Annotated in this window: 15 protein-coding genes; 5 read left to right on the forward strand and 10 right to left on the reverse strand. The window is 57.2% G+C overall.

Annotation, left to right across the window (positions count from 1 at the left end; all coding sequences use genetic code 11):
- Positions 1 to 936: a DMT family transporter gene (locus B723_RS21865; protein WP_017338935.1), complete on the reverse strand. Its 936-nt coding sequence runs from the start codon at positions 934 to 936 to the stop codon at positions 1 to 3.
- 146 nt (positions 937 to 1,082) lie between these two features.
- Here B723_RS21865 and B723_RS21870 point away from each other — a divergent pair, with 146 nt between their 5' ends.
- Both B723_RS21870 and B723_RS21875 read left to right on the forward strand, forming a co-directional pair.
- Entirely contained in the window at positions 1,083 to 1,928 is an 846-nt protein-coding gene (locus B723_RS21870; protein ID WP_017338936.1) for a LysR family transcriptional regulator, read from the forward strand.
- Positions 1,929 to 2,114: 186 nt separating this feature from the next.
- Positions 2,115 to 3,290: an MFS transporter gene (locus tag B723_RS21875; RefSeq protein ID WP_050558281.1), complete on the forward strand. Its 1,176-nt coding sequence runs from the start codon at positions 2,115 to 2,117 to the stop codon at positions 3,288 to 3,290.
- A 72-nt stretch (positions 3,291 to 3,362) separates the two neighbouring features.
- Here the strand turns inward: B723_RS21875 and catC are convergent, their stop codons facing one another.
- Entirely contained in the window at positions 3,363 to 3,653 is a 291-nt protein-coding gene (gene catC, locus B723_RS21880; RefSeq protein ID WP_017338938.1) for a muconolactone Delta-isomerase, read from the reverse strand.
- Positions 3,654 to 3,736: 83 nt separating this feature from the next.
- The gene (locus B723_RS21885) at positions 3,737 to 4,120 is read right to left on the reverse strand and encodes a winged helix-turn-helix transcriptional regulator (protein ID WP_017338939.1); all 384 of its coding nucleotides are present in this window, start codon (positions 4,118 to 4,120) and stop codon (positions 3,737 to 3,739) included.
- A 93-nt stretch (positions 4,121 to 4,213) separates the two neighbouring features.
- Here B723_RS21885 and B723_RS21890 point away from each other — a divergent pair, with 93 nt between their 5' ends.
- Positions 4,214 to 5,341 carry an alkene reductase gene (locus B723_RS21890; RefSeq protein ID WP_017338940.1) on the forward strand — a complete coding sequence of 376 codons (1,128 nt, stop codon included), beginning with the start codon at positions 4,214 to 4,216 and terminating at the stop codon, positions 5,339 to 5,341.
- A gap of 64 nt (positions 5,342 to 5,405) precedes the next feature.
- Here the strand turns inward: B723_RS21890 and B723_RS21895 are convergent, their stop codons facing one another.
- The 6 genes from B723_RS21895 to B723_RS21920 are packed head-to-tail and all read right to left on the reverse strand — an operon-like array spanning position 5,406 to position 11,463.
- Positions 5,406 to 5,996, reverse strand: a complete 591-nt coding sequence (locus tag B723_RS21895) for a TetR/AcrR family transcriptional regulator (RefSeq protein ID WP_017338941.1) — start codon at positions 5,994 to 5,996, stop codon at positions 5,406 to 5,408.
- 42 nt (positions 5,997 to 6,038) lie between these two features.
- Positions 6,039 to 6,863, reverse strand: a complete 825-nt coding sequence (locus B723_RS21900) for an HpcH/HpaI aldolase/citrate lyase family protein (protein ID WP_017338942.1) — start codon at positions 6,861 to 6,863, stop codon at positions 6,039 to 6,041.
- Positions 6,860 to 8,065 carry a CaiB/BaiF CoA transferase family protein gene (locus B723_RS21905; protein ID WP_017338943.1) on the reverse strand — a complete coding sequence of 402 codons (1,206 nt, stop codon included), beginning with the start codon at positions 8,063 to 8,065 and terminating at the stop codon, positions 6,860 to 6,862. Before B723_RS21905 ends, B723_RS21900 begins: the two co-directional genes overlap by 4 nt.
- A 6-nt stretch (positions 8,066 to 8,071) precedes the next feature.
- The gene (locus B723_RS21910; RefSeq protein WP_017338944.1) at positions 8,072 to 9,424 is read right to left on the reverse strand and encodes an MmgE/PrpD family protein; all 1,353 of its coding nucleotides are present in this window, start codon (positions 9,422 to 9,424) and stop codon (positions 8,072 to 8,074) included.
- 10 nt (positions 9,425 to 9,434) lie between these two features.
- Positions 9,435 to 10,595 carry an acyl-CoA dehydrogenase family protein gene (locus tag B723_RS21915; RefSeq protein WP_017338945.1) on the reverse strand — a complete coding sequence of 387 codons (1,161 nt, stop codon included), beginning with the start codon at positions 10,593 to 10,595 and terminating at the stop codon, positions 9,435 to 9,437.
- A gap of 40 nt (positions 10,596 to 10,635) precedes the next feature.
- Complete coding sequence (locus B723_RS21920; RefSeq protein WP_017338946.1) at positions 10,636 to 11,463, reverse strand: FAS1-like dehydratase domain-containing protein; 828 nt, start codon at positions 11,461 to 11,463, stop codon at positions 10,636 to 10,638.
- 131 nt (positions 11,464 to 11,594) lie between these two features.
- Here B723_RS21920 and B723_RS21925 point away from each other — a divergent pair, with 131 nt between their 5' ends.
- The gene (locus B723_RS21925; RefSeq protein ID WP_017338947.1) at positions 11,595 to 12,482 is read left to right on the forward strand and encodes a LysR family transcriptional regulator; all 888 of its coding nucleotides are present in this window, start codon (positions 11,595 to 11,597) and stop codon (positions 12,480 to 12,482) included.
- Positions 12,483 to 12,523: 41 nt separating this feature from the next.
- Here B723_RS21925 and B723_RS21930 read toward each other — a convergent pair whose 3' ends face one another.
- The gene (locus B723_RS21930) at positions 12,524 to 13,402 is read right to left on the reverse strand and encodes a LysR substrate-binding domain-containing protein (RefSeq protein ID WP_017338948.1); all 879 of its coding nucleotides are present in this window, start codon (positions 13,400 to 13,402) and stop codon (positions 12,524 to 12,526) included.
- Between the two features lie 124 nt (positions 13,403 to 13,526).
- Here B723_RS21930 and B723_RS21935 point away from each other — a divergent pair, with 124 nt between their 5' ends.
- A complete protein-coding gene (locus tag B723_RS21935; RefSeq protein WP_017338949.1) occupies positions 13,527 to 14,903 on the forward strand; it encodes an MFS transporter in 1,377 nt (458 codons plus the stop codon).
- Positions 14,904 to 14,908 lie beyond the last annotated feature (5 nt).

Consider the following 14,908-nt stretch of genomic DNA (forward strand, 5'->3'; position numbering starts at 1 on the left):
TCAGCGCGGGCTGGGAGCAGCGGCTAACGGGTCAGGTTGTGTCGGCCTGAACACCAGACCCGAGGCAAACACTACGCCCAGAATGACGCCGCCAGCGCCAAGCAGTTGCCAGACATTGGGTGCTACACCCAACACCGAGGAAACCAGCATGGTGAACACTGGGGCCAGATTGAAAAAGATCGACGTGCGTGCGGCGCCGATGGCGTGGATGCCTTTGAACCACAGCAAGTACGCAATCAACGAGCCGCAGACCGCCAGGTAGATGACTGCACCATGAATGGACAGCGAAGCGGTACTGATGCTGGCAACCGGAGCCTCATAGATGAATCCCAGCACAATCAGGCCAATGACACCGAACAACATCGAGAAGGTTGTTGTTTCCAGCGGCGTTGCATTTTTGACAAAGCGCCGTGTGCCGACCATGTTCGCAGCCCATGCAATGCTGCCGGCCAGAATGATCGCATCACCGGTGGCCACTTTCAGCCCCAGAAGCACCTGGATATCCCCTCGGGTGATCACCAGGCCGACGCCCAGCAAGCCCAATACGAGACCTATGGCACGCCCGCGATCAATGCGATCGCCCTCAAGCAGAACTGCAAAGAGCATGGTCCAGAGCGGCGTGGTCGCCAGGATCAATGCGCCGTTGATGGGGGTGGTGCTTTGCAGGCCAAAGAATGTCGCGAGGTTGAACGCAGTGAATCCAAGCAGGCCCAGGCCGATAAAAGCCACCAGATTGTTCTTCAGCGTGCTCAGGCGCAACTTGCCGGCCAGACCGAAAATCAGTACGAGTAACAGGGTAGAAATCGAAAAGCGCTCAATGGAAGCGCTGATGGGTGCCATGCTCTTGATGATGTAGGCACCCGCGTTGAAGTTGGTGCCCCAGAAAAATGTGGCACCCACGATGCCGGCATACGCGAGAGGCGTTGATTTAGACATGGCTTTTTCCTCGTCAAGTCGTGCGATGAAAACCCGGCAGCACGCGGGGCTCTTTGCACCTGTTTGTCAGGTGTTGAAAGATTCTTGCAGACCCGTCGACGGGGAAAAATTCCCCATTTATTCACCTGTCATATGAGAAAACGCCCATGTTTGACTGGGAGGATCTTCGCTATTTCATTGTCTTCGCCCATGAACACTCTTTATCGGCGGCGGCACGCAAGCTCAAGGTCGACCATGCCACCGTGGCGCGCCGCATCAGCGCCCTCGAGGGCTCGCTTAACCTCAAACTGGTGGACCGCCGCCCTCGCTCGTACGTGATCACCGAAGACGGGGAACGTATCGCTCAGCTGGGGCGACGCATGGAAAGCGAATCCTTCGCGGTGCAGCGGACCGCGTTGGCCGGGCAGGAAAGCTATACCGGCGAAGTCATCGTCAGTGCCCCGCCAGCGCTCGCCTGTACCCTGATCGCGCCCCGCATCAATGAATTGCGCATGAAACATCCGCAGCTGTCCCTGCAATTGATCGGTAGCCTGGGCAGCGCTTCCTTATCACGACGGGAGGCGGATATAGCTGTGCGACTGAGCCGCCCCACAGAGCCGGACCTGGTGGCCCGCAAGGTTGCGACGTTGCCGTTCCACCTCTATGGCTCGGCGGACTATTTGGCCAACACCGCCGCGCAGGACCTGACTTTCATCGCCTACGACGAGACGATGGAACAAACACCACAGCAGGACTGGCTCCAGGCGCAAGCGGGTGATCGTCCTATCCTGCTGCGCAGCAATGACCTGAATATCCAGGCCACCTGCGCTCAAGCAGGCGCCGGTGTTGCCGCACTGCCCTACTTCCTGGGTCGCCACTACGGTCTGCAAGCGATGGAGACCGTGGGAGCGGATTTTGCGCGGGATGTGTGGCTAGTGGTCCATAGCGACATCCGCTATACCCCTGCTGTCCAGGCGGTAATGAGTTTTCTCGCATCCTGCTTTGATAACTGAACCCGTGCACAGGGACGGATGTGCATTTTTGCGGACGCTGCCCGCACTTTTTCAGGCTGGCGAAGGGAACTATCCAGCGGCAAAAATAGGATCTCGAATGCCCGATCACTCCATTCATACCCTTCGAGGATTTCAGTGACCGACACGCACCCAAAACCAACGGTTGTTGCTTCCGTTTTGTTGGCTATCGCACAGATTATGGTCTGGGGTGGTTCATTTTTTTTGATGGCGATGCTTGCAGGCCCGGTGGTCAAGGACACGGGCTGGTCACAGCAATGGGTGTACGGCTCACTGTCGCTAGGCATTTTAATTTCTGGGCTGCTGGCACCGATGGTCGGCCGCGGGATCGCCAGGATCGGTGGTCGACTGGTCCTTGCAAGCAGTGGCCTCATCATCGCATTGGGCCTGTTCTTGCTCGCCAGCGCCCCCAACCTGCCTTGTTTCGTTCTGGCCTGGGTGGTGATTGGTATCGGTATGGCGGTTGGACTTTACGACCCTTTGTTTGCCGCGCTGGGGCAACTCTATGGAGACAATGCGCGCAGTGCGATCACCCGGATCACGCTGATTTCGGGTTTCTGCACCACCATTGTCTGGCCACTGATTGCCATCCTCATCGAGCACCTCGGCTGGCGGGAAACCTGTCTGGTGTACAGCGCTGGACTTGCGCTGATGGTGCTGCCGATCTACCTGTGGGTGTTTCCCAAGCACGTCCCCGCCGTGCAAACACCAAAGGTGCACTCAGGCATCGAATATGCGCTATCGAGCGTGGCGCAGGAAAGGATGTTCAAGCTACTGACCGCGGGCTTCATCCTGGCCTCGGTGATCATGACCGCCATTTCGGTGCAACTGATCGCGATACTACAAGCGCAAGGCATCTCGCTCCCTGCAGCCCTGGGTATTGCCGCATTGCTCGGCCCCAGCCAAGTGGGTGCCCGCGCCATCGACCTGTTCATCGGCAAGCAAACTCACCCGATCTGGAGCGCGTTAGGCTCTTCGGTGCTCGTCGCACTGGGTCTGCTGTGCGTGATTATGTCTCCTACGATGGCAGCCGTAGGCATCGTGCTCTACGGCGCAGGTAGCGGCATTCGTTCCATAGTTCGCGGCACTCTGCCCCTGGCGCTTTTCGGTGCGCGCATCTACCCGATCATACTGGGCCGAATCGCTCGCCCTACATTGATTGCGCAAGCATTGACACCTTTGGCAGGCGGGTACTTGCAGCAGCGTTATGGCGCAACGGTGACCATGATAGTCCTGGGTGGCCTTGCGCTAGTCAACGTCGTTCTCGTGTTGATGTTGTTGATTCAGGTACGCAAGACGTCGAAGCCGGACGGCACGAGGGCCGCGACGATAGCGTCTGACTGACGAGTCCCTCATGAGACTGCCCGCGTTGAGAAGGACCATGGGCCTTGACGCTCACTCACGAACAGCATCAGCCTAGCGATCATCTTCATGAATGGATGCGGGGTGCCGGCAGATCGCATCCACCTCAATTGCCATATAGGGATGTAACGGCAGTTGCATCAACAAGTCGTGCAGTTCCTGCACGCTGTCAACGTCAAAGATGCTGTAATTGGCGTAGTGTCCGGCGATGCGCCACAGGTGACGCCACTTCCCTTGTTGTTGCAGGCGCTTCGCCAAGGCTACCTCGTCAGCCTTGAGCTGGGAGGCGAGTTCAGGGGGCATGTCGAATGGCAAATTCACGGTCATTTTCACATGGAACAGCATGATGCTCTCCTCAAGTTTGATGAACGATGGGGAGGGAGCCAACTGCTCCCACCCTTCAACCTCCAGTTAGCGGCAGACTCGCACTACCGCTGGCCATCAAGCGAACGCACGACCGCATCGCACGATAATAGTCGATGGGCATCCCCCTGTTCATTCGCGTGCTGCTGGCCCCATTCCTGAAGCGACGAAATCAGCGGCTGAAGACTCAACCCCAATGGCGTCAGCATGTAATCGACGCGTTGCGGCTCTTCAGGATAGGTTTTTCGCCAAACAATACCGTGTTCTTCCAGCGCCTTGAGCTGTTGAATCAAAACTTTCTGCGAGATGCCGGCAATTTGCGCCTCTATCTCACACGTCCGCTTGGGACCCTCCAGCAACACATGGATGATGACGGCTTTCCAGCGTCCTGAAATGATTCCAAGGGCACGCTCGATGGGTAGGCGGGGAAGCAATTTTGTCAGGGTCATAGGGCGATTAAATCTTGCATACCAAAGGGTGTGTAGATAGGAGAATAAGCGCTAACTAATCTGGTTCTCCAGTCCACTTTGGAGTTAATTCAGATGTCCTCCTTGTTCAAGGCTTATACACGAGGTCCCCTTAAACTGAAAAACCGCATCGTCATGGCCCCCATGACCCGATCGCGCACCTCCAGCGGGGATGTCCCCAATGCGCTGATGGCGGCCTATTATGCGCAACGAGTGAGCGCTGGCCTGATCATTACGGAAGCTACAGATGTCTCGGCATCTAGCAATGGCTATGCGTGCACCCCCGGCATTTATACAGCGGAGCAGACTCAAGGTTGGCGCCTGGTAACCGACCGAGTCCATCTCCACGGCGGAACGATTTTTCTGCAAATCTGGCATGTCGGCAGAATGGCCCATCATACAATGCTACCTAACGGAGAGGCACCGCGTGGTGCGACCGATGAGCGGGCAGCACAATCCCAAGTATTTATCTACGACAGTACCGGCAAGGCGGTTTTCGTTCCCGCGGATACGCCGCGCAAGATTGAGACCGACGAGGTCGCAGATCTGCTCGATGAGTTCACCCTCGCTTTCAGGAACGCAAGGGCTGCCAAGTTTGATGGTGTGGAAATTCACGGGGCCAATGGTTATCTCTTCGATCAGTTCATGAACTCGACCCTTAACAAGCGCTCAGATCAGTTCGGGGGGCAGACACCTCAAACACGCACGCGCCTGCTGCTGGATGTGGTCGATCTGGCGATTCGGGAACTGGGGGCCGGCAAGGTCGGCGTTCGCGTTTCCCCCTTCGGAAAATTCAATAGCATGCCTTCTGATCCATTCGTTGAAGAAACATTGCTGTACCTGTGCAGCGAGTTGAATCGCCGTGAGATCGCTTATCTGCATGTCGTTTACCAACCATTACCTGCAGGCAACACGGTGGACAGTGAGTTTAACGAAAAGAATCTCAGTGACGACTTGGTGCGCGAGGTGCGAAAAGCCTTTCAGGGGACATTGATCTGGTGTGGTGGTTTTGACCAAAACTCGGCTCAGGCGGCATTGGATGAAGGCTGGGCAGACCTGATTGCTTTCGGCAGACCCTTCATTGCCAATCCAGATTTAGTGGAGCGCATGACAAACAATTGGCCGCTCGCTGAAGCGCATCCTGACACCTTCTATACACGCGACGGTGAGAAGGGCTATACCGACTTCCCGTTTTTCCAGTAAGCCGAAAAGCGCCCGTCAAATCACATTTTGTGTGATTTGACGGGCGCAAACACGATCAGCGCGTCTATTGCGTCTGCATCAACCTTCGGCAAAGCATCGCGATGGATTCGGTGACGGACCGGTCCATTGCATTGACCGAACCCACCGTTTTGATGACACCCGAGATCATCGACAGTAAACACTGCGAAGTCAGGTCGATATTGCACACTTGAAACTGACCATGCCGAATGCCCTGAACAATGATTTCGCTGAGCGCCCCCAAGTATCGCCCATGAAGTGCAACCAGTCGGGTTTGCAATCCATCATCGACGTGGCGCAATTCACGCTCGAACAACCGTTCTTCATTGGCGAACGCTGAGCTGCGTTGTAAATGAAACAACACAAACGCATTGAGGTTTTCCAGCGCGCCCCGACGCTTGGGTTTGCAAACTTTCCAATCGTCGAGCCGCCGTTGCAGCACTGAGCTGAGCACCTGCTCGAGCAGCTCAACCTTGCCAGGAAAATGATAGTAGAGACTACCCGCGTGCACTCCGAGCGTCTTGGCCAACATACGCATCGACATTGCACTGTAACCACAGTCGAGCATCAAGAGCGTGGCCGCCTGCACAATGTCAGCTTCGCACAATGCAGGCCGTTGTTTGAAAACCGCGTTCATTCTCGATCGAACTCTGCTTATCCATTACGCATAGACAACCGCTTACGACCTTTCATGAGCCAGCACCTGACGCGCACGGCGCAGTACCGGCGCATCGATCATCTGGCCATCAAGTCGAAACGCTCCGCCTTCATGTTCAGCCGCGGCCAGGACTTTGCGTGCCCACGCCAACTCCTCTCTAACCGGCGCAAATGCTTGCTGGACTGCTGCCACCTGTGCAGGATGAATACACAGCAAGCCATCAAAGCCCATACCGCGGGCGCGTCGCGCAGCGTGTGACAAACCATCGAGGTCACTGATGTCGGGAAAAACCGTATCGACCGGTGCCGCCAAACCTGCTGCCGCGCTTTGCAATACCAATTGATAGCGGACATGGTCGATGATCGTTGCGCCTCCTTCGGTACCTTTGATGCCCAGATCCAGGGCCAGATCCAGGCCACCGAAACTCAAGCGTTCCACCCCGGGGCCGCCAACGATTTGCTCTAGCGCAAGAAGTCCCTGGGCCGTTTCGATCAGTGGCCACACGGGTTTTGCGCAAACGGATAAGGCCTCGACCTGATCCACACTTTCTGTTTTGGGCAGAATCACGCCGATGACCCCCGGATGCCGGGCACAAAATTCAATGTCGGCAGTATGCTCGGCATGATCAGGAGCATTAATGCGTACCATGACCCGCGCCTGGCAATGACTGCGTAGAAACTCCGCCAGGTTCTGCCGCGCCTGTTGTTTGAGCGGTTCTTCTACAGCGTCCTCAAAATCAACGATAACCCGCCCTGCTCCGCTGGCCAGCGCCTTGGCGAAACGCTCCGGGCGACTACCCGGAACGAACAGTGCGGTGACGATCGCAGGCCCATTTCGCTTGCTCATATAACCGCTCCCTGTTTCATCTTCGCGATTGCGTCGCTGGTGTACCCGAGCTCAATGAGTATGGCTTCACTGTGCTCGCCCAATGCAGGGACTGCGCCCATGCGCGGTTCGAACGCACTATTGATCGCCGGTGGCAACAAAGCCGGCAACACGCCTGCCGGACTGCCGATATCAACCCAGCGTTTGCGCGCCTTGAGTTGGGGATGGTTCCACAACCCACGCATGTCATTGACGTTGGCGTTGGCAATTTGCGCACGATCCAGCCGCTCGACGATTTGCGTTACGTTTAAATCAGCGAAGGTGTCGATAATGATTTGTCGCAGCGCCTTGCGATTAGCCGAGCGTTTGACGTTGGCGCAAAACCGCTCGTCCTGTTTGAGAGTCGGCATCAGCAGAACCTGATCACAAAACGCCGACCATTCACGCTCGTTTTGCAGGCCCAGCATGACCGCCCCGCCATCACCGGCAGGAAACGGACCATAGGGGTAAATCGTTGCGTGGGAAGCGCCTGCGCGTGGCGGCGGTGCCGCACCGTCGTAAGCGTAATAGAGGGGGAAACTCATCCACTCGGCCAGGCTTTCAAGCATGCTGACGTCAACGCGGCTACCCTGCCCCGTACGTCCACGCAACAGGAGCGCCGACAGAACACCGCTGTACGCGTACATACCCGCCGCAATGTCTGCAATTGAACACCCGGCCTTTGCCATCTCGTCCTGACCCGCACCGCCCGTAACCGACAGAAATCCACTCTCGCTCTGAATCAACAAGTCATAAGCCTTCTTGTCCGAGTAGGGACCGCCCTCCCCGTACCCGGAAATATCGCAGACGACCAGTTGCGGGTACTTTTCGTGCAGTGCTTCAAAAGACAATCCCATCCGCGCCGCTGCGCCTGGCGCAAGGTTCTGAACCAACACATCGGCTTTAGCCAGTAGCGCGTCGAGAACGTTGTCGGCGCCTTCCGCTTTCACGTCCAGCGCCAGGCTCTCCTTGGAGCGGTTGCACCATACGAAGTGCGATGCCAGACCGTTGGTGCGCGTGTCATATCCGCGTGCAAAATCACCGACATTGGGCCGTTCGACCTTGATCACGCGCGCGCCCATATCCGCCAGCTGACGCGTGCAAAAGGGTGCGGCGATCGCGTGTTCAAGGCTGACGACCGTGATGCCGTCCAGCGGGCGCGGTCTATCAAAGTGCAGACTCATGAACGGCTACTCCGCGAAGGTGGACAGGTCTTGGGCTTCACGCAACGCCCAGACACGGTCAATCAGAAGGCTAGAGTCTTCAAGCGTTCGGGCTGCGGAAAACGCCAGTAACTGGCGGAATTTTTCCTCCAGCTCAGGCCGGGATAACGTGTTACCCGGATCGCCCTTAGGCTCATCGCAGCGGCCAAAGAGAACGCGACCATCGGTTGTGGTGACCTCTACACGGCCCAGCCAACGCTGGGGATAGGCTTGGTCGACTTGCAGGTCGAGCTCCATGCTGACGTTTTTGGCGAACGCGGCGACCTCTGGATCGGTCAGCGCCAGCCGGTCGAACTCGGTTAGCCCAGCCTTGGCGTGTACCGCAATCAAACCCAGCACGGTGCCCATGGAAAACTTGGCCTGGTGCACGGTTTTTGGCAGGACGACTCGGCCCAGCACGTCGATGGCGGCTTGATGGACATGCGTGACCACCTTGGCGATCTGCTCGTGGGTCAGGCTCTGCTCACGCATCAAGGCCAGCAATGCATCCGCGGCGGGATGGGTGTGGCGACACGAGGCGTGGAATTTGAAAGAGGTTTCAAGCAATGCCCAACGACTGCCCAGGCCCAGTGATAATTTGCTCGGATCGGCATCGCTGGACATGCCTGCAGCCATGCCTTGATCACCCTCCAGAATATTGCGTGCCCCGGATAGACCTTCTTCAGTCAAGTACGCGGCGAGCAAACCGTCAGCAGCGGCTTTGGCCGTGTGCAGTTGCTTGGAGTCTGCGGCATCGCGCAAGAACTCCCACAACCCGGCGGCCTGGGTGCCTGCCGTCCCCAACAGGTTGATGAACTGCTCCTCGTTGAATCCAAGCAGCTTGCCTACCGCCACCGCTGACGCCAGCGTACCGACGGTCGCGGTGGTGTGGAAAATCCGGTAGTGCGAGCGCCCCAGGAACTCACCGATACGAATGCCGGCCTCATAGCCGGCAACCGAGGCCAACAACAGGTCACGGCCGGATTTGCCGCGCTCCTGCGCGGCAGCCAACACCGCCGGAAACACCACGGTCGCCGGATGCAGCACCGAGCTATTATGCAAGTCATCCTGCTCGACCAGATGCGATGATGCACCGTTGACCAAGGCAGCAAAATACGCCGAAGTGCCGCGACCATTGACCAGTATTTTGGCGTTACCGTGCGCCGGTCCCATCTTTTGCGCATAACGCTCGAACAGCGGGATCGGGTGCGCGCCCTGACTGGCAAACGCCGAACCGAGCCAGTCCAGGAACAAGTCTTCAGTGCGATCAAGAACACTGTCCGGGATGCTGGCGTACTCCAGTTCCGCGAGGAACTGCGCCAGTTGTTGTGTATGACTCATGACAGGCTCCTTAGAAACTGCGCGGCAGTTCGAGCAGATGCTCGGCAACGTAAGACAGGATCAGGTTGGTAGAGATGGGCGCTACCTGGTACAGCCGGGTTTCGCGGAATTTGCGTTCCACGTCGTACTCGCAGGCGAAGCCGAAACCACCGTGGGTTTGCAGGCAGGCATTGGCGGCCTCCCAGGAAGCCTTCGCCGCCAGGTACTTGGCCATGTTGGCGCTGGCACCGGCATTGATGCCGCTGTCGTATTCCTCACAGGCACGCCAGCGCATCAGGTCTGCGGCTTCGATTTCGATATGGGCTTCGGCAATCGGGAACTGCACCCCCTGGTTCTGGCCGATGGGACGACCAAACACTACTCGGTCACGGGCGTACGACGCCGACTTTTCGATAAACCATCGACCGTCGCCGATGCATTCGGCAGCGATCAATGTGCGCTCGGCATTCAAGCCATCAAGGATGTAGCGGAAGCCCTGGCCCTCTTCGCCGATGAGGCTGTCGGCAGGAATTTCCAGGTTGTCGAAGAACAGCTCGTTGGTCTCGTGATTGACCATATTTGCGATCGGCTGCACGGTCAGGCCGTTGTCGATGGCTTCGCGCAGGTCGACGAGGAAAATCGACATGCCTTCGGACTTTTTCTTCACTTCAGCCAACGGCGTGGTGCGCGCCAGCAGGATCATCAGGTCGGAATGCTGGATGCGCGAAATCCAGACTTTCTGCCCGTTGATGATGTACTTGTCGCCTTTGCGCACGGCCGTGGTTTTGATCTTGGTGGTGTCGGTTCCCGTGGTCGGCTCGGTAACCCCCATGGATTGCAGGCGCAACTCGCCATTGGCGAGCTTTGGCAGGTAGTAACTTTTTTGGCTCTCGCTACCGTGGCGCAGCAGGGTAAACATGTTGTACATCTGTCCGTGAATAGTGCCGGAATTACCGCCGCAACGATTGACCTCTTCCAGGATCACTGACGCTTCGGCCAGTCCGAGGCCGGAACCACCATATTCTTCGGGGATCATCGCCGACAACCAGCCGGCTTGGGTCATGGCAAGGACGAAGGCTTCGGGAAAGCCTTTGCGCTCATCGATTTCGCGCCAATACGCGGCGTTAAATTCCCCGCACAGCGCTCGCACACCTTCACGAATGGCATTGAGTTCTTCATTGTTGTTTTGCATATCTATCGCTCTCAGGGTGCTTGGAAGTGAGTCTGCCCACTCAGTCGAAAACCAGTTCGGCGATCTGTGCCAGACCACCGTCATTGCTCGCCCACAGTTGCGCACGGCCAGGCGCGAGAACGGCTCCACCGACGTCAAACGGCTGTGGAGCAATCAAAGGGCGCACACCGCGGAAATTGAACGCGCGTGGTTGGGCGTAAGGATGGGCACGCAGGAACGCTTGCAAATTCAGCGTTGCGATCAAAGGACCATGGACGACTTTTTCGGGGTAGCCCTCGACATCCACCACATAAGGCACGTCGTAATGAATACGGTGACCGTTGAACGTGATAGCGGAATAACGGAACAACATCACGGCGTCTGGGAAGACGGTTTCGTGCCATTGTGTGACCGGCGCGGGGTCACCGGGCGCGAGGTTCGGCGCCGTCATTTCGCGATAGACGATGTCCTGCTCTTCGCGAATGCACAGTTGCCCGCCCTGGGAAAATTCGTGGCTTACCGTCACGAAGAGCAATTGCCCGCTACGACCGTTTTTCTCCTCGATGCGGGTAATGGTCGACAGGCGTGAAGCTTCGGTTCCAGCGCGTAGAGGCTGGATGAATTCGACCCGGCTGCCGGCCCACATACGATTGCGCCGGGCCGCTGGCGGCAGGAATCCACCCCTCGCCGGATGGCCGTCCTCGCCCAAACCGGACGGCGCGACAGGCTCCTGAAAAAAGCACCAGTGCCACAGTGCTGGAAGTGCCGCCCCCGGCTTCAGCGGTGGCACGCCGAAAGTCGCAGCCACCCGTTTAAGCAGACTGGCGCCCAAATCGTCGGTCGCTTCTTCGGTGTTGCCGAGCCACGCATTTAGGTCGTGATTACTCATCAAATTTGCATCCTCGGTATGTTGCGTTACGACCGATGATGCGAGTGGCGTGGTGTTCTGTGAATCTACTTTTCTTTAAGCCTTCGTTAAACCAGAATTAACACCAAAGACCATCAGAAGAGACTTGCGGCATGCACTTTGATTTGACTGATCTGCGCCTGTTCATTCACATCGCCGAAGCCGCCAGCTTAAGCCAGGGGGCTCGACGGGCATTTATGTCACCTGCTGCGGCAAGCGTACGTATCAAGGCGCTGGAGGCGCAGTTGAACAACCATTTGCTGTATCGAGACAGCAAAGGCGTCGAACTGACCGATGCGGGCAGCAAGCTGCTGCAACACGCACGGTTGATCATGCGTCAGGTGGGGTATTTGAAAACCGAGTTCACCGAGTTCGGCGCCGATTCATCCGGGCATATCCGTATTTTTGCCAATACAACGGCCGTCACGGAGTTCTTGCCCGAATTGCTTTCCGGATTCCTCGCACAACGTCCCGGCGTGACTGTGGACCTGCGGGAACGGTTGTCCCGCGACATCATTCGAGGCGTGCTCGATGGTTCGACGGACATCGGTATCATTGCCGGCCCGGTGACGGCGAAAAATCTGCAAGTGCTGCAATTCAGCACTGACCGACTGGTGCTCATAGTGCCCGAGGGGCACGAACTGACCCGGCGTAAACACATCAGGCTGCGAGATACCGTTGCCTTTCACCATGTCGGCATGCAAGAAGGCAGTACCCTTCAGGCATTTGTACGCGATAAAGCCGAATTGATGGGTGAAACTCTGGTCTGGCGAATTCAGTTGTCCAGTTTCGAAGCAGTCTGCCGCATGGTTGAAGCAGGCGTCGGTATAGGTGTGATTCCGGAGTCCGCCGCCCTGCGCAATAGCAAAACCATGAAACTGGCCATTCTGGAGCTGGACGAACCCTGGGTGGTGCGCGACCGCAGTATTCTCATACGGGACTTCGATGCATTGCCAGGATGCGTCAAAGCACTGATCAGTCTCTTGCGAGAGCAACAATGAAACCAGGTTGCACGGTTCATCCGGCCGCGCAGCCTTAGACCTCAGGTCAAACTGGTTCCCGACATCAAGCCTTCGGTCAGCAACGAAACCAGAGGCTGGACCAGATGCTGCGTGCGCAACTCATCACCGATCACCGCCACTTCCGTCGTTGGCAACGTCGGTAATTTTTCCGAGGGTTCGACAATCCGCATGCCTTCCTGCAGGAATGAAGTGCCCAGCGCGGTAATGCCGAGTCCGGCCGCGACGGCAGCCTGAACCCCAATCAGGTTGCTGGCAAGACAAGCTGAAGACCATTCACGTCGTACCGACGCCATCGCTTCGATCATGATTGCGCGGTAGGCACACGGTGGTCGCATCATCACCAGGCGAACCGGGCGCGAGGCTTCGATTTCATAGTCTTTGGCAGCGATCCACACCAGCGGCTCGCGCCAAATGATTCGACCACGCTGAGCGCTGTTGCTGATCTTGCGTTTGGCAATCACTACATCCAGCTGGCCGGCTTCGTAGTCGTTCAACAGGTCGTTACTCAGGCCTGTTGTGAGTTCAAGCTGGACATCGGGGTAAAGCTTGCTGAACCGCGACAACAGCTTGGGCAACTGAGTGGGCACGAGATTTTCCGAGATCCCCAGACGTAGCAGGCTTACCTCCGCGGGTTCCCTGATTTCCCGAACGAAACTGTCGAAGTGCACCATCATCTTGCGCGCGCCGACCAGCAGGCGTTCGCCGTCCGGCGTCAGGGTCAACGCACGGCTGGTACGTTCGAACACTCGCAGGCCCAGCACTTCTTCCAGGCGGATGATCTTCTGGCTGACCGCCGATTGCGACCGGGAAATCACGTCGGCCGCGGCAGTAAAACTGCCGGTTTCCGCCACGGCGATGAACGCCCGCAACAAATCGATTTCAACGTCTCCAGCTTGCATGATGAATTCGCCTTTCTACTAGATACCATTAACTTTATGCGTTTGAGTTCTTGATAGCAAACTCCGAATATCGGGTCATGAAGCCAATCGAGTTGGCCCGACAAACCGGATCAGGAGCGTGTGGATGAATGAATCAGAATCCAGGCCCTCAGTCATGAAAGTGATATCCAACGCACTTGTGCTTATGGCAGTAGCACTTGGATTCGTCATGGCCATGCTGGATGTCACTGTGGTGAACGTTGCGCTGTCGGATCTGCAACGCGAGTTCGTCGTACCCTTATCCTCCCTGGTTTGGGTCATTGATGCTTATACGCTTACATTTGCTTCATTCCTGCTGCTGGGCGGTGCGCTGGCAAACATGCTCGGAGCCAAGCGGGCTTACATGCTCGGCCTGGCCTGGTTCATTCTGGCCTCTTTAGGATGCAGTCTGGCCACATCTGCGCCGGAGCTGATCGTAGCCCGTTTCATGCAAGGCATCGGTGCCGCGCTGTTCATGCCAAGCTCCTTGAGCCTGCTCAGCGAAGTATTTCCTGATCGCAGTGTGCGTATGCGAATGGTTGGAATCTGGGGCGCCATCGTCGGTACGGCAGCAGGAACCGGACCATTTGTAGGCGGTGTACTCGTCAACACCCTGGGCTGGAGAAGCATTTTCTATTTGAATATACCGATCGGCATCATCGGTATTCTCCTGTCCCAGTGGACATTGTCCGCTTCTGCTCGCCGCCCGGTCAGCTTCAACCCCAGCACGCATTTGCTGATTATGCTCGCATTGGGCGGTGCCAGTTTCGTGCTCATTGAAGGCCCCACGCTCGGCTGGCGCGCCACGAGCAGCCAAATTGCACTGGCTGTTACGGTAGTAGGCGGATTGGCCGTGGTCTGGCGGGAAAAAGTCTCGGCAGCGCCAGTCATCCCGATCCAACTGCGGGGCAACAAAAATTTTTGGACCCTCAACGGGCTGGGGTTTCTGATCAACTTCGTCTTATTTGGCGAGATCTTCTTCATCAGCCTGTTCCTGCAACAGTTCCATCACACCACGGCGCTGCAAACCGGCACTTGGATGCTACCGATCATGGGCGTGGTGCCGATCATCAATTACGCCTCAGGACATCTTTCACACCGGTATGGCGAGCGTTTGGTAATGCTTTGCGGGCTAGGCATTGGGGTAGCAGGCGCCCTTGCCACGGCCTTGATCGGCGGTAAGGCGACCTATGTCTGGATAGCCCTTGGCGCAGCACTGTGCACGGGCGGCATGGCGTTAGCGATACCGGCAGTCATCAGCACAGTCATGCATGTGAGCGGTGCCCTTAACTCCAACGTGGCCGCCGCCGCGCTTAACGCAAACCGCCAGATCGGCGCACTCACTGGTGTGGCGGTGATCGGGATTTTGCTGCACGCCGTCAGCGACTGGAACCTCTCAATACGGTTCGCGTTTGCCCTTGATGCCTGGGTTCTGATCGCCGCACTGGCATTGGTTTATCGGTCAAGAACTCTGACCCACTGATATCT

The organism is Pseudomonas fluorescens NCIMB 11764, from assembly GCF_000293885.2.
GTDB lineage: Bacteria > Pseudomonadota > Gammaproteobacteria > Pseudomonadales > Pseudomonadaceae > Aquipseudomonas > Aquipseudomonas fluorescens_B.